The 24,331-nt window shown below is 45.7% G+C and carries 17 protein-coding genes; 14 read left to right on the forward strand and 3 right to left on the reverse strand.

What is annotated here, in order from left to right:
• Positions 1-45 precede the first annotated feature (45 nt).
• The 10 genes from ASL11_RS29955 to ASL11_RS30000 all read left to right on the forward strand — a co-directional run bounded on the left by ASL11_RS29955 (position 46) and on the right by ASL11_RS30000 (position 16,147).
• Positions 46-1,743, forward strand: a complete 1,698-nt coding sequence (locus ASL11_RS29955; RefSeq protein WP_056622997.1) for an extracellular solute-binding protein — start codon at positions 46-48, stop codon at positions 1,741-1,743.
• An 82-nt stretch (positions 1,744-1,825) separates the two neighbouring features.
• Entirely contained in the window at positions 1,826-3,448 is a 1,623-nt protein-coding gene (locus ASL11_RS29960; protein ID WP_056622999.1) for a cellulase family glycosylhydrolase, read from the forward strand.
• A gap of 98 nt (positions 3,449-3,546) precedes the next feature.
• The gene (locus tag ASL11_RS29965; RefSeq protein WP_157257102.1) at positions 3,547-4,641 is read left to right on the forward strand and encodes a hypothetical protein; all 1,095 of its coding nucleotides are present in this window, start codon (positions 3,547-3,549) and stop codon (positions 4,639-4,641) included.
• Between the two features lie 130 nt (positions 4,642-4,771).
• Positions 4,772-8,743: an Ig-like domain-containing protein gene (locus ASL11_RS29970; protein ID WP_056623005.1), complete on the forward strand. Its 3,972-nt coding sequence runs from the start codon at positions 4,772-4,774 to the stop codon at positions 8,741-8,743.
• Positions 8,744-8,962: 219 nt separating this feature from the next.
• The gene (locus tag ASL11_RS29975) at positions 8,963-10,243 is read left to right on the forward strand and encodes an ABC transporter substrate-binding protein (protein WP_056623007.1); all 1,281 of its coding nucleotides are present in this window, start codon (positions 8,963-8,965) and stop codon (positions 10,241-10,243) included.
• 81 nt (positions 10,244-10,324) lie between these two features.
• Positions 10,325-11,221 (forward strand): carbohydrate ABC transporter permease, encoded by an 897-nt coding sequence (locus ASL11_RS29980; protein WP_056623010.1) that lies wholly within the window; start codon positions 10,325-10,327, stop codon positions 11,219-11,221.
• A complete protein-coding gene (locus ASL11_RS29985; RefSeq protein ID WP_235550617.1) occupies positions 11,218-12,063 on the forward strand; it encodes a carbohydrate ABC transporter permease in 846 nt (281 codons plus the stop codon). Before ASL11_RS29980 ends, ASL11_RS29985 begins: the two co-directional genes overlap by 4 nt.
• Before the next feature lie 84 nt (positions 12,064-12,147).
• On the forward strand, positions 12,148-12,975 hold the full coding sequence (locus tag ASL11_RS29990) for a response regulator transcription factor (protein WP_056623016.1): 828 nt from the start codon (positions 12,148-12,150) through the stop codon (positions 12,973-12,975).
• The gene (locus ASL11_RS29995) at positions 12,972-14,678 is read left to right on the forward strand and encodes a cache domain-containing sensor histidine kinase (protein WP_056623019.1); all 1,707 of its coding nucleotides are present in this window, start codon (positions 12,972-12,974) and stop codon (positions 14,676-14,678) included. Before ASL11_RS29990 ends, ASL11_RS29995 begins: the two co-directional genes overlap by 4 nt.
• Positions 14,679-15,028: 350 nt before the next feature.
• A complete protein-coding gene (locus ASL11_RS30000) occupies positions 15,029-16,147 on the forward strand; it encodes a glycoside hydrolase family 16 protein (RefSeq protein WP_200962490.1) in 1,119 nt (372 codons plus the stop codon).
• A 76-nt stretch (positions 16,148-16,223) separates the two neighbouring features.
• Here ASL11_RS30000 and ASL11_RS30005 read toward each other — a convergent pair whose 3' ends face one another.
• Positions 16,224-16,673, reverse strand: coding sequence for a protein-tyrosine phosphatase family protein (locus tag ASL11_RS30005; RefSeq protein ID WP_056623022.1), 450 nt, complete (start codon positions 16,671-16,673; stop codon positions 16,224-16,226).
• Between the two features lie 202 nt (positions 16,674-16,875).
• Between ASL11_RS30005 and ASL11_RS30010 the strand changes: the two genes are divergently transcribed.
• The 3 genes from ASL11_RS30010 (at position 16,876) to ASL11_RS30020 (ending at position 19,777) form a co-directional block, all read left to right on the forward strand.
• Positions 16,876-17,685: a transporter substrate-binding domain-containing protein gene (locus ASL11_RS30010; protein ID WP_056623025.1), complete on the forward strand. Its 810-nt coding sequence runs from the start codon at positions 16,876-16,878 to the stop codon at positions 17,683-17,685.
• Positions 17,686-17,849: 164 nt separating this feature from the next.
• Positions 17,850-19,118: an FAD-binding protein gene (locus ASL11_RS30015; protein WP_056623030.1), complete on the forward strand. Its 1,269-nt coding sequence runs from the start codon at positions 17,850-17,852 to the stop codon at positions 19,116-19,118.
• Positions 19,118-19,777 carry a hypothetical protein gene (locus ASL11_RS30020; protein WP_056623034.1) on the forward strand — a complete coding sequence of 220 codons (660 nt, stop codon included), beginning with the start codon at positions 19,118-19,120 and terminating at the stop codon, positions 19,775-19,777. The genes ASL11_RS30015 and ASL11_RS30020 overlap by 1 nt, the downstream gene beginning before the upstream one ends.
• 61 nt (positions 19,778-19,838) lie before the next feature.
• Here ASL11_RS30020 and ASL11_RS30025 read toward each other — a convergent pair whose 3' ends face one another.
• Positions 19,839-22,190, reverse strand: coding sequence for a beta-propeller domain-containing protein (locus tag ASL11_RS30025; RefSeq protein WP_056623040.1), 2,352 nt, complete (start codon positions 22,188-22,190; stop codon positions 19,839-19,841).
• A gap of 190 nt (positions 22,191-22,380) precedes the next feature.
• On the opposite strand from ASL11_RS30025, the gene ASL11_RS30030 reads away from it, so the two are divergent.
• Entirely contained in the window at positions 22,381-23,226 is an 846-nt protein-coding gene (locus tag ASL11_RS30030; protein WP_235550618.1) for a metallophosphoesterase, read from the forward strand.
• A gap of 70 nt (positions 23,227-23,296) precedes the next feature.
• Here ASL11_RS30030 and ASL11_RS30035 read toward each other — a convergent pair whose 3' ends face one another.
• Positions 23,297-24,208: a hypothetical protein gene (locus ASL11_RS30035; RefSeq protein WP_157257103.1), complete on the reverse strand. Its 912-nt coding sequence runs from the start codon at positions 24,206-24,208 to the stop codon at positions 23,297-23,299.
• Positions 24,209-24,331 lie beyond the last annotated feature (123 nt).

The following is a 24,331-nucleotide window of genomic DNA, read 5'->3' on the forward strand; positions in this document are numbered from 1 at the left end:
AAAGGTGCAACGCAATACAGCGTAAAGGGAGGATCTTGATAGAAAATGGGTAAAAAACGATATCTACTTGCTCTTGCAGTGATTATGGTGTTCTCTCTCGTAACCGCTTGTTCTCAAAGCACAAGTTCCGGCGAAAAGGGAGCAGAAAATTCGCCGACATCCGCTGCACAGAAGGGTGCTTCTGCTGAAGCCATCCAAAAGGGAACATACAAATTTGAAACACCAGTGACCATCACGACAGTCAAAGCCACGGATGCCACCATGAAGTTCAAGAACGGTGAGACCATGGAAAACAATGTGCACACGAAGTGGGCACACGATCAACTAGGTGTTGATCTGAAAGTTTTGTGGCAAGTACCCGGAGAACAATTTAATACGAAACTGAGATTGATGCTAACAGCAAACGAATCGTTGCCTGATGTGCTCACCACACAGGATATGACGTTATTGGACGAATTGATTCAATCCGGCAAGTATCGAGATATCACAGCAGATTTCGAGAAATATGCATCGCCCAAGATGAAACAAATCTACAACGCGAACCCATTGAATTGGAGCCAAGTCACCTACGGTGGTAAAAAAATGGCTCTCCCAAACTTTGCTACTGCTGGGAATGACAACCCTGTGATGTGGGTCAGACAGGATTGGTTGGATAAACTCGGCCTCAAGGCTCCCAAGACATTTGAAGAGCTAGAAGCTGTCATGCAAGCTTTCTTGGACAAAAAGCCTGGTGGATCTGACAACGTTATCCCACTTGGAGCAAGTCTAGGCTCTGGTGGATCTTCCCCTAATCCGTTCACGAGCTGGCTTGGAGAGACCTCGTGGGTGTTCGGGGCTTTGGGCACGGTACCTTATCAGTGGTTGGAGAAAGATGGGAAATTGGTTCATGGATCGACGCTTCCGGCGATGAAAGATGGCTTGGCGAAGCTTAGGGACTGGTACAATAAAGGCTATCTTTCGAAAGAAGCCGGCCTTCATGACGAGAATAAATTGGCTGAGTTGATCGCTCAAGGTCGCGTAGGTATTGTAGTGGCTCCTTCGTGGATGTCCGGTTGGCCGAATACGGATATGCAGAAGAATGTGGCGGGATCCATCATGAAGCCGTATCCGCTGCCAACGCTGAATGGCAAAATAGAAGCGCGTGACACGACCTACTTAAGAGGCGGCTTATTGGTTAAAAAAGATTTCCAACATGTCGATGCGCTATTCCTATACTTGAATCGGATATTTGGTGCTGTAAACCCTGAAGAGGGCAGCGAGTTTGTGAATGGGTGGGCGAAGGATTACGATTATACAATCAAAGCGGATGGCACCTACTCCGTGACCGAAGGGGATATTCCAGGGGGCAAAGTCAGTCCCGCTAAATATCTGCTAATCGAACCGAAAGATCCATTTATCGGAATGAAGTTGAGAGCAGATGTCAGCAGAGGGAAAACTCCAGTAACGCCGAGTGAGAAGAAAATTGCCGTTAGCGGTCAAGATGGTCTCAAGGCAGCTGAAATTGTCGATGATGGTTGGAAAGCCGGTATCTATATTCCTCAAGCGTACACGGGTGCGAATACGCCGGCGATGCAATCCAAAGGTGGTATTCTCGTCAAATTGGAGGGGGATACATTTATCAATATTATTTATGGTAAAAAGCCTGTTACCGAATTCGATAACTTCGTAAAAGAGTGGAAGAGCCTAGGCGGCGATGATATGACCAAAGAAGTAAATGATTGGTACTCGAAAATGAAGAAATAGAATGAATGGGGCCCGCTGGAAATCAGCGGGCTTTTTGTTAAAGTAGGCCCAATCACAAAGATGAAGTGGGAGTGAATAGATTGTGAGTCAACCGGGAAAAGAACGGGATGTAAGAGGTTTTGTTAGAGCAAAAGGAAGTAAACTTGTTAATGGAGATGGCCGAGAAATCATCCTGCGGGGTGTCGGATTTGGCAATTGGCTGCTACCAGAAGGGTATATGTGGAAATTTCCGGAGCAAGGGGATCGGCCTAGACGGATCGAACAAATGGTCGAGAATTTGATTGGTCCTGCGAAAGCCGAATGGTTCTGGGAGTTGTATTACGAAAGGTATATAGGAGAGGCAGATATCGAACGAATTGCGGGAGAAGGTTTTAATTCCCTAAGAATTCCAATTAATGCACGCTTCCTGATGGAGGAAGGAGAGACGCTTCAGATTAAGGAGCATCATTTGGCTTATATAGATAGGGTAATCAAGTGGTGTAGAAACTATCACCTCTATGTCATCCTGGATTTGCACGGTGCGCCTGGCGGGCAGACGGGTTCAAATATTGACGATTCGGAGAAGGATCATCCCAACTTATTTACGGATGAAAATAACAAGCAGCTGACCATCGGGTTGTGGCGGATGCTGGCAGACCATTATAAAGACGAATGGATCGTGGCTGGTTACGATTTATTGAACGAGCCGCTGCCTGATTGGTTTTCGGCATATAATCACCATATCATGCCGCTTTACAAGGAGATTGTTAGTGCTATTCGGGAAGTGGATACGCGTCATATGATCATTTTGGAAGGCGTTCATTGGGCGACCGCTTGGTCTATTTTTACCGAGAAGTTTGACGATAACCTGATGCTTCAATTCCATAAATACTGGAGTAATCCCGACACGGAGAGCCTAAGTCCTTATTTGGCAAAAAGAGAGGAGTGGAACGTGCCGATCTTTATGGGCGAAGGCGGGGAAAATAGTAACGAATGGTACATCGGAGCCTTTCAATTATTCGAGGAGCACGGCATATCATGGAACTTCTGGCCATGGAAAAAGTTAGACACAGAGAATACTCCCTGCTCTATTAATATGCCGAACAATTGGCATTTGTTGATCCGATATTTGGAAGGGGGAGACTGCCCAAATCCAGCTATCGCTGAGAGCATTTTATGGGAATACCTAAACAATCTAGCATTGGTGAATTGCACCTATCATTCGGATGTTGTTCGATCCCTATTTCGGAGAGCACCGATTCGAATTCCTTCTATCTTTTACGGGTTTAAAGGTAAAGGGGTCAGTTTCGGAACGACCTTAGACCATGAGAATCTCATTGGATTCCGTGAACAGGACTGCACCGATATCCGTTTCGTGGAGGGGGGAGAGTTGAGGTCGAATTTTTGGCATGGACGGGGGAAGTCGGATAAACGCTTGTTCGTTCAATTAGCTGCAGGTGACTGGCTAGCATATGAAGTTACAGTCAACGATTCGCATTCGGCCAAGTTTACGATTCGGATGATGATTAGCCCCGTCGAAGAGAGCGCTTGTATGAAGCTCACAATCAATGGTGAGGATTCCGGCAGTCTGGAAGTCGCTGGTGACGAGAATAGCTGGCAGCAAGTTGAGCTAAACGTCATGCCTCCTCTGGGAACGGAGCGGATGAGTTTGGTCATCCTGGCAGAGCAGAACGCAGTTCGGATTGAATGGATTGAAATTGGTTAGAAGATCCTTAAAATCTTAACAAATTCCTAGGTCATCTTAAAACTTTATCTCTACCTCGAATGTAAGCGCTGTAATAAGATGAAGTAGGGGTGATCATAGTGAAGTTTACGAAGAGGATAGTCGTAGCAATGACAGTTCTAGTTCTATCGGTTGTCGGAGCCATCGTCTTGTATGCTTCAGTTGGAGCTGATTCGGGTCAGACTTCTATTGCGATGGTGAATGGCAGCGTGATCACAACGCAAGAATTCAAGAGCGAGTTGGATAAGCAAAGAGCTTCGGTCATCGACTATTTCTATCGGTCCAAAGGTGTGGCATATGGAAAGAATTTCTGGGAAACGGACTATAATGGCGAGAATCCGGAAGAGACAGCCAAAAAGGAAGCCTTAGATGAAGTTATCAGATTCAAGATTGAGCTGGAACTTGCCGAACAACACGGTTTGATACAAGGGACATCCTATGATGATTTGCTCCTAGAAATGGATAAAGAGAATAAGCGAAGGCTTGCCGCCGTAAAAGCTCGCGAACCCATATATGGCCCTGCCCAATTGGATGAAAGTACATTTATGAACTATTACATAAGTAAACTGCGGACGCAATTGAAGGAAAAGCTGTCCGAGGATGAACTGAACGTGACCGAAGAGGATCTCAAGCGGCATTACGAGCTTATCAAGGATACGTTGTTCACTCTGGAGGACAGGATTAGATTTCAAAAAATCTCCGTTTCTTATAGGGAAGATGTACAGAGCAACATGAATAATTCAAAGAAACAATCCATCAAGAAACGGATGGACGCCATCAAACTTCTCTTGGATCAAGGAGAAGAGATGGATCAAGCGATAAGCGAACTGCAAGGCGAGAATGATGCTTTTGTGGTCCGATTTACCGAGGAGAACTTGAATAAGGATACCGCTGGCACCTATTTCAAGTCTCAGGCAGTTCTCTATTCCGTACTTGCAAATAACATGGGAGTTAATCAGGTCAGCTCTGTATTGGATGAGACGATGCAGGGGGAGTATGTTCTTGTAAAGGTCGTGGATCGAGAAAAAAGTGGCTATAAGAGCTATGACGAGAGTAAACGTAATGTGTGGAAAAATTATGTGGACACCGCATATGGTGACTATTTGGATAAGCGCATTCGAGAAGCTAAGGTTGATATCGATGAAAGCACTTATAAAAATATTCATGTGCACTAAACGTTTTTAATATCATTCTTGGAAGCGGTTTCTCGACCTCGAGGGGAGTCACCGTTTTTTAAGATAAACATTAACCGTACTATTCTCATGCGATTAGTGTGGTTAAACATGACGATAAGGAGGATAAGTGATGAAGAAAACGAAAGGGTCCAGGTTGTTAAGTTTGCTTCTGGGAATCGTTGTCTTGGTAACAGGCTTCCTACCAATGGCCGCACCGTCAACGGTTTATGCAACAGGCTCCGTTTATTATGTGGATTCGATAGGCGGCGATGATGCGAACGCTGGAACAGCTTCCGGATCAGCTTGGCAATCGCTGAGTAAAGTCAACAGTACCGTCTTTGAGCCTGGCGACGCCATTATGTTCAAGGCAGACGGTGTATGGACGGGTACGCTTTCTCCCCAAGGCTCAGGGACTGAGGGAAATCCTATTACCATTGACATGTATGGTACCGGCCGTAAGCCATTGATCGCCGGGGCTGGCGCTGCAGCAGCTGTCTATTTTAACAATCAGGAGCAGTGGGAAGTCCGAAATCTGGAAATCACCAATGATGCGGCAACGAAGGCAGTACGCAGAGGCATACATGTGGACGGCACCAGTGGCGGCTACAGTAATCCTAGAGTTTTTAAGCATTTTCTTTTTGAAAACCTAGAGATCCATAATGTGAAGGGTGATACCGCCACCGATTATGCCCATAACGGCGGTATTATCGTCTGGGGAACGAACTGGGATTATCATGTATCCGATGTTGTGGTGAATAACAGCAAGATTTATTCCGTTGATAGCGTGGGCATTTACATTTATGGCGCGCAAAAGAGATATGCTGCTGACTCGAAAGTAACCAACAACGTCATTTATGATGTGGGTGCAGATGGAGCGTTCATCTTGGATACGACGAATGCGCTGATCGAAAATAACATCGTACATGACACGCATGTAAGAGCCAGCGGATATCATGTTCCGCTTTGGGTCTTTTCAGCGAAGGACGCGTTGATTCAGAACAATGAAGTTTACAATACAGCGCCAGGCGGAGACGCAATGGCTTATGATGCGGATTACAAGAGCGACGGAACCATTATTCAATATAACTACAGCCATAACAATGCAGGCGGCGCCTTCTTGGTTGTCAATGATGGTACGGTTGCGAGCAACGCCAATACCAATACGACAATCCGCTACAACATTAGCCAGAATGACAGCGGTGCCGTGTTCAATTTTAGCGGAACTCCGGATACTACTCATATCTATAACAACACGGTATATCTGCCTAGATATTCGAACGCGAAAGTGGTGGATTATTTAAACTGGGGCGGTTATGCCAAAAATACGTACTTCACGAACAATATCATCACGAATCTCGGAACCGGCGGTTACAATTTTGCCGGCAGTACGAATAATGTGTTTGATCACAATCTGTTCTTTGGCAACCATCCGGCCAGCGAACCCACGGATGCCAATAAGATTACGGCGGATCCGATGCTTGCCTCTCCCGGTTCGGGCGGTATAGGTAAAGATACGGTTGTCGGATACCAGCTTCTTTCTACATCTCCAGCTATTGGAGCGGGTAAATTGATGACGAACAACGGAGGCAAGGACTACTTCGGCAATCCGGTGTCGGCTGTGCAAGCGCCGAATATGGGTGCTTACCAAGGTCCAGGACTGGATCCCAATAATCTCCCTCCGCTCCCACCTCCGCCTGTGGAGGAAAATTTGTTGAAGAATCCGGGGTTTGAAACAGGTGATTTCACTAATTGGCCGACTCATTATAATGGGGCAACCATTGAGAGCAACAATGCCCTTACCGGTACTTACGCAGCCAAGCTTACAGGGAATACGGCTGGTGTTGAGCAGACCATCAGTGGATTGTATCCGAATACGATCTACAAATTGTATGGAAATGGCAAGAGCGCAGGCGGGGGCGATGCCGTATTTGGCGTCAAAAATTATGGCGGCAGCTCCAAAGATGTGCATATGAGTGCTACCAGTTATACGAGGAAAGAGCTTACGTTTACGACGGGCAGTACCAACACCAGTGCTACGATATATTTATATAAAAGCGGCGGCAGCGGGGACGTTTACTTCGATGACTTGGAATTAATCCAGTACAGCGCATCGCCGGGCGGACCTGTTGAACCTGATCCCGTCTATACGGAAGGATCTGATGATGAGTTCAATGAGGCCCTGCTGAATTCACAATGGCACTGGACACGGGAGAATCCAGCGAAATGGTCGCTAAGCACCAACCCGGGGTATATGAGAATTGTCAGTGAAAACGGAGATATCGCGGGCGGAAGTGCCGATGCCAAGAACATCCTTCTCACGGGTGCGCCTGAAGGAAACTGGGCTATTGATACGAAGCTCGAAGGCAAGCCGAATTCGCAGTGGTCGCAAGGTGGATTGGTCGTCTATGTAAATGACGATACCTATATCCGAATGACCCGGTTGTATGGTAGCGGCAATCAGTTACAATTTGACGTTAAGGTTGGTGGTGTACGTACTCATATGGAGGTACCCGATACAATTGGGTCGACGGTATCTTATCTTCGAATTGTTAAGTATGGAGATAAGTATGCCGGCTATTATTCGGTAGACGGTGTCGCTTATACCCAGATAGGCAACACAGTAATTGCTAACCTTGATGATCCCAAAATCGGTCTCATTGTGTGTGGGGGAACGGGACTTACCGCGGATTTTGACTATTTCCATATACAAACTAGTGGTATTACGGAACCGCCACCACCACCGCCGCCTATCCCTGTCGCAGTGTCTGGTGTTTCGCTGAATAAATCCGCATTGAGTCTGAAAGTCGGTGGGACAGCCACATTGTCAGCAGTCGTATCTCCTTCTAATGCTGCCAATAAAGCGGTGACATGGAGCTCAAACAATGCCGCCGTAGCGCAGGTGGATGCGGGTGGAAACATCACTGCTGTAAGTGAGGGGACAGCTTCGGTTACGGTGACGACAGTAGACGGCTCCAAAACGGCCGTTTGTTTCGTAGAGGTTGTGTCTGCGAGCAATTTGCTGAACAACCCGGGATTTGAAACAGGTGATTTTACCAACTGGCCATCGAATTTTAACCAGGCAGCCATTGTGAATACGAATACCCATACAGGAACGTACGCTGCCAAGTTGGCAACCGCATATGGGGGAATCGAACAGATCGTAACCGGACTTTCACCCAATACAACGTATACGCTTTCTGCATGGGCCATGGGAATCAATGGTGAATTCGGCGTAAGAGATTTCGGTAGTTACAAACGTCAAGTCTATATAAACTCGACGGCTTATACGAGAAATGAGATTACGTTTACCACAGGCAGTACAAACACAAGCGCGACCATTCTCATGTACAAACGTGCTGCGGCAGGCGAGGCGTACTTTGACGACTTTGAACTTGTTCAGCAAAGCGCGCCAACTACGCCGCCACCTGTCTCGGTAACCGGGGTCTCGCTAGACCATACCGGATTGAGTTTGAAAATCGGCGCGACGGCTACTTTGTTGGCTACGGTCGCACCATCCAATGCCGCTAATAAAGCGGTAACCTGGAGCTCGAACAATCCCTCCGTGGCAACTGTGGATGCGAATGGCATCGTAACTGCTGTTGGTGAGGGAACTGCTTCGATAACCGTGACGACAGTTGACGGAACCAAAACAGCCGTTTGCGTTGTGGAGGTTGTACCTGCAATTCCTACAATTAATTTGCTGAACAACCCCGGATTTGAGACAGGAGATTTCACGAACTGGCCATCCCATTTTAACCAATCAGCCATCGTGAATACGAACACTCGTACAGGGACGTACGCAGCCAAATTGGCAACTGCCTACGGGGGGATCGAGCAAATCGTAACGGGACTGACGCCAAACACAACCTATACGATCTCCGCTTGGGCTAAGGCAGTGGGGGGAGGCGCTGCACAGTTCGGAGTAAGGAATTTCGGTAGTTACCAACGTCAGGTGTATGTGAATTCTGCGGATTATACAAGGAAAGAATACACATTCACTACAGGAAGTACGAATACAAGTGCGACGATATTTATGTATAAACATGTGGTGGATGGTGAAGTTTACTTCGATGACTTAGAGCTTGTTCAGGTCAGTTCTTGAGCTGCATCATGGCATAGATGAAATAAGTGAGTAAGCCATAGAGGTTGGTTTCTTGTACATTCCCATGTACGAGTGACCAGCTTCTTTTTTTATGCCAAAGTTATTTTCTCATAGCATTCCAAAAAATCTTAGATATTGTGCACGCGCACCTTCCGATATACTGAGTATCAGAACCGGTTCGAACGATCAGTAATCAGCATATAACGGGAGGGTCATCCGATGAAAAAAATATCGACGATGCTTGTATCTGTAGGTTTGGCAGCTTCCATGGCGCTCACAGGTTGTGCAAGCCAAAATGCAAGCGATACCAAGGCGTCCGCAACATCAGTCGTCAAGCAAGAGAAAGTGAAAGTAAGAATGGCTTACTGGAACAAAGAAGACAGCGTGAAATCACTGCTAGATCTGATTAAGCAAAAGCTTCCGAATATTGAACTCGAGTACCAATTTATCGATAATAAGCAGTTTGACAATATCGTCGCTACTCAGTTAGCTGCACAATCGGGCCCAGATATTATTTCGGTGAGTCCTCCGACCAGTGCCAAGTATGCGAAATTGGGGTATTTGGCAGATCTGACCTCACTTGCGGATCGCTACAATGATGCAGGCAAGAACGTGTATACAACAGACGGCAAACTATATGCGCTGCCCGGAATTAGTTGGTTTGAAGGGATTTTCTATAACAAAGAGATTTTTGACAAATTGGGTTTGAAGCCGCCTACCACGTTTGATGAAGAGTTGAAATTACACGAGTCATTGAAGAAAAGTGGTGTGAAACCACAAGCTATGGGGGCGAAGTCCTGGGAGCCGATGATGAAGTCTTCGATGGGACTTGTGATGAATGACTTCTTATCTAAACCAGAGAACAAAACGTTCGATGTGCAATACGGCTTAGGGCAAAAAACACTCGAAGGCAGCTGGAACAGTGCGCTGGAGAAATGGTCAGAACTGATCAAACAAGGTTACATCACGCAGGATATGCTCGGTGTGGACTATGATCAAGCGCTGGATGAATTCGCGACAGGCAAGGCTGCGATGTGGGAGTCTGGACCATGGGCGATGGAAGCCATTAAGAAAAAGAATCCGAACATCAAAGTTGATATGTTCCCGTTCTATGGCTCTACACCAGGAGCAGGCTGGTTAATTGGAGGTCCAGGTGTAGGCTTTGCTGCAAACAGTAAATCGAAGAACGCGGATGCTGTGAAGCGGGTACTGGATCTGATCTCCACACCGGAAGGACAGAAGGCTTTCTGGAACGATAACAAGGGTGGCAGCAGCTACTTGAAGGGTGTCGAATTTGAGATGCCTAGCGAATACGAGAGTGTGAAAGCGACCTTCAAAGCGGGTAACGTATACGCGCCGTGGAACAATTGGGGCGACAACGCACAGTCCATTATCGAGGATTATGGTAAACATTTTCAAGAGCTGCTTGGTGGCAAAAGTGACGTCAGCCAAACACTTAAAGCGACAGATAAGAAGACTGCTGAATTAATGAAGAAGTAAAAACAAGGTAATTTCATACCGAAACCTACGGCGGTCCATTGGCAACACCAAGTGGCTGCCGTAAGTTTTCTAGAGAGGTTGATGGCTGTGCGACTGAAGCTGCTGCAAAGAGAACTGAACTATGGCATGCTGATCCTGCCTGCGCTTGTGTTCTATCTCGTGTTTGCTGTGTATCCGTTTCTATCCATGTTCTATTATAGCGTGACGGATTACTCAATTTCCAAAATGACTAACTTGAGCTTTGTAGGATTCAAAAATTACAAAAGTATATTTAATAATGATTTGTTGCTCGCAGGTTTCAAAAATTCACTTATTTATGCCCTATTAATGACTGTGTTTCAAACGGCCTTCGGTCTTGTGCTGGCTGTTTTTCTGGATCGTAAGCTGCTCACGCGTAATGTCCTGCGATCCATATTTTTCCTGCCAGCGGTTTTTAGCCCACTGATCATTGGATTTCTATGGAATTATTTGATGTCAACGTCTGACTTTGGCTTGATCAACAATGGTTTGACTGCACTAGGTTTAGCAAAAATTAATTTCCTCGGCGATGCCGATCTAGCGCTCTATTCGGTAGTTGTCACGCAGTTGTGGCAGTGGACGGGGTGGGCCATGGTTATTTTTCTGGCTAATTTGCAAAGTATTCCGAAGGATTTGTATGAAGCTGCCGATATCGACGGTGCCTCATCGTGGAAGCAGTTCTGGAAGGTGACACTGCCGCTTATGCAGCCATCCGTTAATGTTGTAGCCGTTACAGCTATGATTGGTGGACTTAAAGTATTCGATATCATTCTTGCCCTCACAGATGGAGGTCCAGGGAATGCGACGCAGACGATTATGACGGCTTATATCAAGACGTCTTTCAATGAAGGTTTTTATAGTAAGGGAGCAGCATCAGGTGTTGTATTCTTCCTTGTTGTTATGTTGATCACGACGGTCATGATGCGTGTACTTGGGAAATGGGGGAAGCGAATTCAATGAACATGAAGCTTTCCTCCCGTGAGCGAGCCGTTAATGGCTCTTTCGAAGTGCTGTTGATTGTCATTGCTGCTTTATTCTTCATCCCCGTGTATTATCTGATCGTTACGACCTTCAAAACACCAGACGAAGCAACGTTCAGTCCGCTGTCTTTACCCCGTCATTTTAACGTAGACAATTATGTCTTAGCTTGGAAAACGATGAGATTCCCGCGCGTATTTCTCAATACGCTCATTGTGACGGGCGTATCTGTTATCGGAATTATTTTGCTTTCCTCGATGGCGGCGTACGCTTTAGCAAGAAGAGCGCATGCGCTGAACAAGTTTATTTTCTACTTATTTCTAGCAGGTATGATGGTTCCGTTTCAAATGGGACTGGTTAGTCTATATAAGCTAATTAACAGCCTAGGGCTGATGGATAACCTCTTAGCGGTCATTGTGGTGAACATTGGGAACGGCTGTGTCATTGCAATATTTTTGTTTCACAGCTTTATCAGCACTTCTGTGCCGCTGGAGCTAGAGGAAGCTGCTTTTATCGATGGGTGTTCGGTGCAGGCGACGTTTTGGCGAATTGCTTTTCCACTGCTAACACCGGTGATTGCGACTGTTGCGATTGTCACAACGTTGAATGTGTGGAACGATTTTATGAACCCGCTGTTGTTCCTGCAATCACGAGAAAATAACGTTATTCTACTGGAAGTGTTTCGGAATATCGGGCAGTTTTCGGTGGATTGGACTAGCTTGTTCCCGATGCTGCTCTTAGGTGTGGCGCCACTCCTTGTGTTCTATCTGCTTATGCAGAAGTACATGATCAAAGGTGTGGCGGCTGGAGCGCTAAAGGGATAGGAAGGAAGATTGGGAGCTGTTTGCCGTTTGCCTTATGTACGCTGTTGATCCTGTTTGATAAAATGGAAGCAGGGGGGATTTCACATGTTCCGCATACTAATCGCAGATGATGACAAGATTGAGCGGGAAGGGATCAAGTTCCTGATGGCTAAGTTCGATTTCCCATTTGACATGCTGGAGGCGAAACACGGCAGGGCTGCTTTGGAGTTACTTCAAGCACATGACGTGGACGTGCTTCTCACGGATATCAAAATGCCCTTCATGGACGGGCTGCAATTGGCCCGAGAAGCTAGGGCGCTGAAGCCTCAACTCAAGATTCTGATTCTGAGTGGACATGGGGAATTCGACTATGCGAAAACAGCGATTTCCCTGCAGGTGTCGAACTACTTGCTCAAGCCCATTGAGCCGGAAGAATTTCGTTCGGTCATCACCTCTGTCATTCAGCAGCTGAACGAGGAGCAGTTGGCTAAGCGGCAGCAGCAGGACTGGCAGAAGGTTTACGAAGCGGGACTCGTCTATCAGCAAGAGCAGCGGCTGCGTAATTTGATCCAAGACAGCGCTGATGATGATCCGGAAGCAGACTCCCGTAAACGAGCGATCGAAGATGTGCTGCGCATTATTGAGAAGGAATACGAGAAGGATTTGAGCTTGGATTATTTGTCCAAAAGTGTGCATTTATCCGCCAGCTATCTCAGCCATACGTTCAAAAAAGCGACGGGAGTTAGTGTGGTTAAATATATTACACAGTACCGGATGGAGAAGGCAAAGTATCTGCTTGATCAAAGCAATTATAAGATTAATGACGTTTATAAAATGGTCGGGTTCTCCGATATGTCCTATTTCGGCCTGACGTTCAAACAGAGCTTCGGCCTCACGCCGAAACAATATAGGGAAAAGGTGCGTCTGCCGTGAAGCATCTTCTTGCCTATTTTCGCAACAGTACGGTCAGGAAGAAGCTCATTATTACGTATCTCGTCGTGATTATTATTCCGATTCTCGCTTTGGGAATCTATGCGTATCAATCGTCCAAAGGTTACCTGAAGAAACAGCTCATGATTGGCATGAACCACACGGTTAGCCAGACTGCTCTTAATTTGGACCAGAAGATGGAGAAGTCAGGTAATTTCATCTCTTTCATGGTGTTTAACCCTATTGTGAAAAAGGTGACAGGCTCCGAGCTGCCGGATATTCTCAGTTATACCAAAGAGCTTAACGATAACATCGAACCGACGATTTGGTACTACATCAACATTAATCGAGAGATGAAAGTCGTTCTCTTTTACTCGGATTATACGGGTCGACAGATCGGCAACTTCATCTATCCCAGCGAGGCTGTCCGAAATACCGCGTGGTATGAAGAGGCAAAGAAAGCGAGTAAAACACAATGGTACTATGATCAGCAGCAACAGGTGCTTTTCGCTACGCATAACATTCAGAAGAGTGATAATACCACGTTCGCTGGCGTTTTGTACGTGAAGATCGATTACGATAAAATGTTCGAGAAGCTCGATCAGGTCTATGATGGTGAGTACGGTATCCTGATTACGGACAGTAAGCAGCAGGTGATTTATGCGGGTGAGGCAGCCTCCTCCTTAAGCGAAAAAGCAATAGGGGATATTGCAACTCAAGCTAAAGGGCAGTTCCGTATGCAGGGCAAAGAATATTTGATGACGCGCAGCTCGCTGATGAATTCGGGTTGGACCTTCACGTATTTTATGCCGACGACGAGTATGATTGTGGATACGAAGGATATTTTGAAAGCGACGGCTTCTATCATCCTGATTTGTATGTTGGTTCTGTTATGTATCATTTGGTTGTTCTCGCGAACCTTGGTGCGACCGATTCATGCGTTGAAAAAGAAGATCAGCATCGTGGAGAATGGTAACTTCGATGTGCCGATAGTCGCTAATGCGACAGACGAAATTGGGCAACTGACGCAGAGCTTTGCCGACATGGTGAAGAAAGTTCAAGATTCGATTCAGGAAGCAGTCCAAGCACGCATGCTGGAAAAAGAGGCAGAACTGAAGGCGCTTCAGGCACAGATTTCTCCGCATTTCTTGTACAATACCTTGTCCATTATTAATTGGAAAGCTGTTCAACGGGATGCCATGGACATCAGCGTAGTGGCCAATGCGTTGTCTAAATTCTATCGGACGAGCTTGAACAAAGGCAATCACCTCATTCGCATTCGGGATGAAATCGGCAATATCCAAGCTTATCTGGCGATACAGCTCATCATGCATGATGATGAATTCGAAGTCAGCTATGAGATCGATGAAGCGGCCTATGATTGTGAGACCGTTAATTTCATTTTGCAGCCGATTGTCGAGAATGCGATTATTCATGGACTGGATGAGAAGGAAGAGGGAAGCAAGCTTCTTCGCATTGGTGTTGAATTTGTGGGGGATGAGATCCATTTTACCGTGCAAGATAACGGCAAAGGCATGGAAGCAGCGGTGCAGGATCGATTGCTGCATGCGGAAGGCGGCGGGTATGGGCTGCGCAATGTGCAAGAGCGAATTCGGCTATATTTTGGCGGGGATTATGGCCTTACCGTAGAGAGTAAGCTGGGTATTGGGACGACAGTGCGTGTCGTGATTCCGATGAAGCGATAGTGAATACAGCGGGGAGGTGTATGTGGCCTTCCTGCTGTTTTTAATTTGTGTAAGTCGAAAAAATCGACTAACGCGAGGGAAATAGCGCTACGCGGGTCACGCAAGTCGAAAAAATCGACTTACGCGAGAGAAAGAGCGCAGCGCGGGTCCCGCAAGTCGAAATAATCGACTTACAGGAGGGAAATGGCGCTACGCGGGTCACGCAAGACGTAAATCCAATCGGCGTAACCGTGAGTTTTTTACGAAAATGACCAAATTATCTTAATGTATCTGCTGCTGATTACCCCGCTAACCCCATTACCAAAACAGGTTACACGCTTGATTTCCAGGAAGAGTTTGATGGAACGACTTTGGATACAAATAAATGGCTTCCGTACTATCTTCCCCACTGGACAACGCCAACGAATCGGGAATTGGGCGCTAAGGCGCGGTACACGATTGCCAACGGAGCCTTGCAAGAACGTATTGATGCAGATACACCGGCATGGAACCCAACTTATGATTCTACGGTGAAAATATCCAGTATCCAGACGTATGAGAAGGATAATTGGCATAAATTCAACGGATCTATGCCGAATAATCATCATGAAGCTGATTTTAACGGATATAGCACGATGTATGGCTATTTTGAAATGAGAGCCAAAAATGCGAATGTCGGCGGCGGCGGACATCAGGCCTGGTGGATGGTTGGCACACAGGATACTAGCAGCGCTTCGGCCAATCCTGAAATTGATATTGTAGAGACCTTCTTTTCAAAACCAAACACGTGGCGAATCGCTGGATACGGCTGGGGGGATCCTAATTTTCTGAGTAACTGGACGTTATATGAAGATCCGGTTCCAAGCGGCGATCCATCTTCCGAGTATCATATCTATGGGATGGAATGGACCCCTACACAGCTTAACTTCTACTACGATAATCAGCTGTACAAAACGATAAATGATGCGCCTAACATGCCGATGGGGATGATACTGGGGATCTATACCGATGCGGGTTCAGGTGTGCATAATAACGTGTGGCCAAAAACGTGGAGTGTAGATTATGTCCGGGTTTGGAAGAAGAATGGCGGTTATCCAATTCCATATTATCGCATCAAAAATCATCAAACTGGCCTATATATGCATACGAATAATCTCACGGGGAACGTAGAATACGGCAATGTACCAGCTACAGATTATAGCTCCCAGTGGTCCAAAGAAACGACTGAGGGTTACACGCGATATAAAAATAGATCGACTGGCCAATATATGCATCTGGAGAATCTGAACGGGAATGTTCAGTATGGTACTGTGCCAACTACATATTGGAGTTCACAATGGACGGAAGAAGCCATTTCAGGTTATACGCGAATTAAAAATCGCTGGAAAGGCACCTACATGCACACCGAGGATAACACGGGTTTCGTGCAGTATGGAAGTGTTCCCACAACATATTGGACCAGTCAATGGACCTTTGAACCTGCCAGCTAATTACGATAAGAAAGGCATCTAAGTTGCAAAAACCAGCCAAACCCGATTCAAGGGTTTGGCTGGTTTTATGTACTCTTTATTTGTTAAATAATTTCTCAATCGCCTCACGCTGCGCGGGTTTAATATTGACTCTGGCGCGAATGCTTTTGGCTAGTGCTTCAGCTTCTTCAATGGTCTGACTTTTGCCTAATGTAATCAAAGTACCCACGGCGACAGCACCCGTTCTGCCGCCGCCACCAGCACAGTGAAATCCAACTTTTTTACCGTTGTGATAAGCTTCAACCACGTGATCAATCGCTTGTTGAAACAATTGGTCTTGGGGTCCTGTCGCATTGTCTCCCAGCGGGACTTGAATCCATTGGACATCGTCAACGGGATAAGCGCATTGTGTAGCTTCACCTCGCAAATCCACAATGACTTCAATGCCTTCATTTTTAATCATATCCTCAACGTCTGAAGCTCCTCCAAAATAAATCCGATCCTCGACTAAAGCTTGATAATTTTTATGTTTATTGACCTCATTCATGTTGAACATCTCCTTAAGAGTGATTTATGTAGCTTCTGAGGGAAGCTAAGTGATGAAATAGATCTTGTCATTATATACGCATTCACATAGAGGTTGAAAGTTTAGGAATTGAAAACGCTAAAGCCGAGTGAAGAAGCTGCATAACCCTTCAACTATTTACAAATAATACCTATGTTTACCTAATGAGGAGGGTATGGATGGAATGAATGAAGGCTTTAGAAGTAAACGAGGAATTGTCCTCTCGATCACCCTATTAATCGCCCTGATCGCTTCAGGATGCACGCAGAATAAAACGGTCAAAGTCGGTATCGAGGAGAATTTCCGCCCCTATACGTATATAGATGGAGGCGAGAAGAAGGGCTTTGAGGTGGATTTATGGCAAGCAATCGCTAAAAAGTCGAAGTTAGAATATGAGTTAATTCCAATGGAAATGGGCGAATTGAATAAAGGATTGAAGTCTGGTGCTATTGATTTGGCCATTGCGGGGAAGACAATTACGGATGCACGGAGTAATGATCTTGAGTATTCTGATCCTTATTTTCAAACAAACTTAGTGATTCTGACTGCTTCCGAGAACTCAGCTATCAAAGGGAAAGATGACTTAGTCGACAAAGCGATAGCAACCGAAAATGGATCACCGGGGTTTTATTATGCGAGTGAAATTCAAGGGTCGAAAATCCACGGCTTTTCAAAAATCTCCGATGCCTATGCGGAGTTGAAAAGTCATACAGCAGACGCCGTTATCGTGGAGGAACGCAATGCCCAGGATTATATTAAAAACACAGCGCAAGGGTCCGTGAAAATAGTAGGAGAGCCGTTTAATAAAGAAAGTCTAGCTATTCTTGCTAAAAAGAAAAACAAGTACATCGGTAAGATCAACGAAGCGCTCCAATCGGTATCCAAAGATGGCACCTACGAAGACCTGTATACGAAATGGTTCACAAGCAAACCGAAAATGATGCCGAATAAAATCAAAAAAGAAGTAGAACATGACTTACAACATGAAGCATGATAAATGTTTCAATAGGAGCTGTCCGATAAGTAGATTTTTCTACTTCAGGATAGCTTTTTTCATTGTCAGCATTGTTGCTCAGCAGGCGTTGACTTTGCTGAGGGGGATAAATGCATGTAAAATATAATTGTCCCACCTTAGAAGAGTGAAGGGAGTACTTATACATGAATAATCGCAACTGGGCTGGCAATTATACGTACAGCGCCGCCAATTATTATGTTCCCGCGAATGTAGAAGAAATACAAGCGTTGGTGGCTAGCAGTCAAGAAATCAAGGTGCTTGGCACACGCCATTCGTTCAATGGCATCGCCGATTGTACGGAAAGCTTGATTTCGCTTCAGAACCTGAATCGCGTGATCTCGCTTGATCGAACGAACCATCGGGTAACGGTTGAAGCAGGCATTCGCTATGGTGAGTTAGGTGAGTATCTCCACGCGAATGGGTATGCGCTGCACAATCTCGCTTCTTTACCTCATATTACAGTTGCAGGCGCATGCGCCACCGCTACACATGGTTCTGGTGATCGCCATGGCAATTTGGCGACAGCTGTTCATGCCATGGAAGTGGTCATAGCGGATGGGAGTATCGTGCTGTTCTCCCGTGAGCATGAGAATGGTCATCTTGCCGGTGCAGCTGTTGGACTAGGTGGATTAGGTGTCGTCACGAAAATCACCTTGGATGTAGTCCCATCCTTTCAGATGCAACAACATGTGTATGACAACTTGCCTTTGACGCAGCTTGAAGAACATTTCGACGACATATTCTCCAGTGGTTATAGTGTCAGCCTTTTCACAAATTGGCAGGAATCTTCGTTTAATCAACTGTGGAAGAAGCAGGTAACGGTGGATCAATCCTCCGCTCCAAAGCAGGTGGAAGCTGAGTTTTACGGGGCCAAGCTCGCTGACGAACATCGTCATCCCGTGCCAGGACACACTTCCGAGAATTGCAGTGAACAAATGGGAATACCAGGACCTTGGCATGAACGGATGCCGCACTTCCGGATGGATTTCACGCCTAGTGCAGGGGAAGAATTGCAGAGCGAATACTATGTGCCCCGTCAACATGCGTATGCGGCGCTATGTGCTCTAGATGGTATGAAAGAACTCATCTCGCCACTTCTTTATGTTTCTGAGGTACGTACAATTGCGGAAGATGATCTGTGGATGAGTCCCTGCTATAAGCAGGAGATGGTGGCTTTTCATTTTACATGGAAACCGAATTGGGAAGCTGTTAAGCAAGTATTGCCTATCATTGAACAGCATCTTGAGCCTTTCGAGGTTCGACCGCATTGGGGTAAGCTGTTTACGATGTCGCCGGACCGAGTACAGTCGCGGTATGAGAAGCTGCCTGAGTTTCAGCAACTGCTTCGCCAATGTGATCCGCAGGGGAAATTCCGCAATGACTTCTTAAAAACGTACATCTTGGGAGACTAATGATGCAAAGAATCGGATGCTTCCATGCCCATTATTCGAATATTGAACATATTGACAATGCCCTGCGCAGTTTGAATGTGGAGCTCATTCATTATGTAGATCCTGGTTTGGATCGGATCAAGCAGGATGCGGATTTCACGACCGAAATGGCTCAAAAGAAAGTGCTCGACACACTGAATTGGATAGCCAAAAGTCACGTGGACGCGATATTAATGACATGCACTTTTTTTACAGCCATATACGATGGAAATGTTCATCCTTTTCCAATTCCGATCATCAAAATTGATGATCCACTGTTCGAAGAGATCTGTCAGCTGGATCAGCCTGCGATCATTGCATTCACGAATCCGAGCACCGTACAAGGAACGATGAATCAGTTATTCCTTTATGCCGCTAAGAAAGGAATAGCACTCGAAGCAGCGCCTGTCCTTCTGGCGAATACTTTTGATCTGATTATGCAAGGTAAGAAGAGTGAATACATCGAAGCTGTCACACAAGGATTGATCGATGTGATCGAGGAAAACCCAACGAAGCGTGTGGTTGCGGCCCAGCTTTCGATGGTTCCAGCTGCTCAGGCTGCTGAGAAGCAAACGAGGCGCGTTGTTGGCAATCAACTCGTTTCATTGGCCTCTTATCTCAAAGAGGTTTTAGCCATTTAAGATGGCCCGAGTCAAACAAAAAGCCCCGATCCTAATAGGATTCGAGGCTTTTTTGGCTTATTTACGGGATAACTACCGTATTCTTTTCTTTCAGCGTGCTAATCTCGTTCGCTTTAATGAATCCGTTCGAAACGGTATACAGGGTGTCACCGATATAGAGAACGCGCTGGACCTGTTTGTCACCAACATAGAAATGCTGCCCGGCTTTACTCAGATCTTCTTGCGAGAGATGGGTGATGCCGCCGCGGAACTGGAACCCTTTTTCAAGATCAAGATTGTAAACGTACGCCCCTTGGAAAGCAAAACTTCCGTATGCGCTAGCCGAATTCTTCGAATTGTTGGCCGCCGGGTCGAGTTTCATCACCGTGACAGGGAAGGAAAGGAGATTTTTCTCCTTGGAAAAGAGTAATGCACGATGATTGTACAGCAACTCAGAATCCGTTCCACGATCTCCGATCAGCTCCGTAAATTTCTGCTTCGGATTATTCACATCGGATACATCGAACAGGGCTACTTTCATGCCTTGATAATAGGCGATGGATTGTGAGCCTGCCGTGTTTTTGTTCTCGACTTCAACGGTATCCTTACCGAAGCCAATAATATGGTTTTCATCATAAGGATGCAGATAATTGCTGTAGCCTGGGATCTTTAATGCCCCTAACAATTTCGGCTGATCAGCTTGCTTTAAGTCTAAGACGTATAGCGGGTCCGTGTTTTTAAAAGTAACCATATAAGCGCGGTCGCCCATGAAACGGGTAGAATAAATGCGCTCGCCTGGCGCGATGTTTAAGATCTTGCCTTCCTCTTTCAGGTTGGCGTCAAGGATGTAGACGTGGTTTTTCGATGTGCCCTCATCTGTCCGCCAGACTTCACCTGTTGTCGTAGCAAGACGGAGGTGACCGTTATGCTCATCCATCGAGAATTGATTGAGCAGATGACCAGGCACTTTGCCGGTGTTTTTATATACAGCTTTTCCTGTATTCAGCCCGAATTGATAGAGAATTGTGTCTTGTTGTTGATCTTCATAGGTCGCGGCCGCGACGTATAAGTTCTCTTCAGAGGCGTAGACATTCTGACCCGAGCCGAGGTACGAGGTGACATTCATCGTCTGTGTCAGATCGCCTAGGTTAAGACCGCCGACGAGCACATAGCCCGGCTCAAGCGCTTTGGGCAAATAGTAGATTTGATCTAACGGAATCGAGGTGAATGAATCACCTGCGGAGGAATCTCGGTAAGCTGGAGCTAGTTCTTTTTTGGCGTCATCCGTATTCGCCATTTCCCGGTAGTAATTGTAATTGACATATTTATTAGCGATAAAATAAAGCGAAGTCCCGATTTTACGGGAAGACATATAGTTGCCTTCAAGCTCAACTTCTTTCACTAACTTCAGGTTACTCCGATCCGCGAGATCGTAAACCATCACCTTCGTTGTAGCCTGCGATCTGATAGGTGAAATCATTCTTTTGTCTACAATGCCGATACTGCTGCTGCTGCTGCTGCTGGCGGCCTCATTATATGGCACAGGTTTGAGGTTTTGATAGGATTGCCCTAACACGATTAGATGAGTATCGTCCACATAGATTTCACTTGGTTGGAACTGCGTGTTCGCGGTGTTGGCCGCTTTGGGGAAATCAAGAATACTCAGCACTTTCATCCCATCTGCGGGATACGCTTGGGTGACGACGATCCGCTGCTTATTCACGGTATAGATGTACGTTCCATCTGACTTGACGACATCCGATTCATCCACACCTTGCACTTGCACATTCGTTCCAGAGTACTCGGGAGACACGGATTTGGCCGAGTCTTGGGCCGCGAGATTAGCACTGCTGGAAGCCTTTGGCGCTGAGAAAGTTGTGGAAGAGTCAGAGATGGCTGATTTTGACATAAGCGCTACTGTGTGTTGCTGGTTGCTTTCATTCTGCGTTAACAGCGTAACTAAGTGATCATAAGTACCAACAACCGGCAAGCTGTCTGTTTGCTTGGTGATATTAACGGAACTGGTCGCTGAATCCCAACGAACAACATGATTGACGCTTTCCATAAAGAAACGCAGCGGAACGTAAAGGGAGTCATCAACGATTTGTGTAACGCCGTTCATGGTGGTTGCTTGCCCATTGACATTGGCATAGTCGGAATTTAGGGGCAGCTTTAGCTCGTACCCATCGCGTGTAACAACGGCAGCTCGTTCAGCCTCATTCCACGTTACTTCCATGTCTAAAGCGGTTGCAAGATCGCGAACAGGCGCCATGAGAATGCCATCCATCATGCGGGTCTGCTTCGAGAAAGCGATCGGTTGACTTTCAAGCTTGACGATCGTTTCCTGACCAGCATTCGTAGAGACAGGTGTAAAAGCAGATGTTAAGAGGATTGCGGTCGTTAGGAGGCCTGCGGCCAAAACCTTTTTTTTCATCTAGCTCATCCTTTACTTCGTTATTGTAGGTTTCCATTATTTTTATCTGTATCCACTAAACGGATGGCATTAAAGATTTGTTGCATGCTATTGGAAATATTTCTCTGGAAACTGGCTAGGGTAGTTAGCGATGAAATAGCAAGATAGCCCTCATTTGTTATATGATTGGTATATGGAAAATAAAGAGAAAATGAGTCGTCGTTCCTTTTTGAAAAAGGGTTTGTTACTGGGTGGAAGTCTATTATCAGTCCCACCGTTAAGTTACGGGTATGCCACGTGGGTTGAGCCCCGTTGGTTGCAAGTGGAGCGTATTCCATTGGCTTTTCCTACACTGCCGGAGGCATTCAAGGGATTGCGGGTTGTGCAATTCAGTGATCTACACTTTGGATTTCATTTGGATATCAAGAAATTAACCAAGGTCGTCGAGGTCATTCAAGCTGAGAAACCAGACATCGTGTGCTTCACTGGTGATCTCGTCGATTATGAGATTGGTGGGCAAGGTCAAGAAATACGGGATGTTTTGAAGACAATTACGGCTACATATGGCTGCTATGCCGTGCTAGGTAATCACGATTATTATGGCGATGTTGAAGAAGTGGCAGATGTGCTAGAGGGTGGTGGGTTTCGCTGCCTGCGTAATCAGGGACTACGGATTCAGAAAGGCAGCCAATCCATATGGATCGCTGGCGTAGAGGACATGTGGGAGGGTGTTCCTAATCTTAAAGCGGCGCTGCAGTCAGCGAAAAAAGAAGAATGGGTACTCCTATTATCCCATGCACCAGATTATGCGGATGTTGTTTCGGCCGCTGGAGGCGTCCATTTGCAGCTATCGGGGCATTCCCATGGTGGTCAAGTAAGACTCCCGATCATAGGGGCTTTGGCTTCTGTGCCTTATGGCGTCAAATATCCTTCAGGGCTCTATCATATAGGAGGTAATCAATACCTTACGCTTTACACGAATCGAGGGATTGGGGTGTCGGTTCGTCCGATTCGGTTCATGTGTCGGCCTGAGATTACGGTGTTGACGTTGGTTTAGAGAAAAATGAGGCCTAATGCGCAAAGCTGCATCAGGCCTCATTTTGTTTCTTACTATATAGAGGAGTCGCTCAAACCCGAGGAAACCATATATCCCAATACGGCGTATATTCTGGCCATAAATGGGTAGTTTCTTTTGCAAATCCACGATAATGACGCATATATCCTGCTAAGTAAGCAAAGGACGTGGCATGAGGTCCAGCGAAAGATGGGGCACCTACGCATACCAACCAATCAACCAACGCTTGTTCTTCTAAACATAATGCATCTAACTCTTTCTTAATTTCAGGATCATTTTTTAAGATGTCGTGTTTATTTTTTGTTATTAAATTTGGGAATTTATGATTGATACTTTGTGCTACAGCATTATATTTCTCTTCTCTTATCCCTGAAGCGAAATAAATAGCAGACAAATCTGGCGTATTTGAAATCATATTAATCGTTTCTTGAAGCTGATTACTCGTACTTTTTTCATATCCTGGAAAGAAGTTCATCAACTCCTCTTCAATACGCAGCTGAATAACTTTCCAACTTGGATACAAGGACATTAAACCAATGATACAATTAGCTATCTTAAGTATGTTCTTTGCAAATGGGAAGGAGTTAGCAATAAATATTCCCATTTCTCTGCTTTCATCAGGTAAGAGCTGTCGGTGAGAATATCGTCTACAAGAAATGATATTATTCTGAATATGATTATTAACTTCTTGTGGTCGTCTAACTAGGATGTTTTTATGCAAGAGTAAATGGGTAAGTTCATCGACATCAACAAAGGAATCATATGCTATTTTAGAAAAATTCACATCAAAATCAGTAGTATCACTCGAGGTTCTGGTTTGAAGATCATTAATAATAATACTTATTGAATCATGTTGATGTGAATAATAAAGTGCTTCTCCTATCGTTCTGAATATTCCCATAAGTTGATTACAAAGGCCTTCATTCGGCTCAACCTCATATTGAATATATAAAATAATAATCACACCCTATTCTAAAAAGTTCATAGTTAATTTTAGAGAATAAGACCATGTAACTAAAATATGTGTGATCTATAGATAGCGTAACGGCAAACAGACAATGATTTAACTCGTGAACATGTAGCTCTT

Source organism: Paenibacillus sp. Soil750 (assembly GCF_001428045.1).
In the GTDB taxonomy this organism is placed as follows: Bacteria; Bacillota; Bacilli; order Paenibacillales; family NBRC-103111; genus Paenibacillus_E; species Paenibacillus_E allorhizoplanae.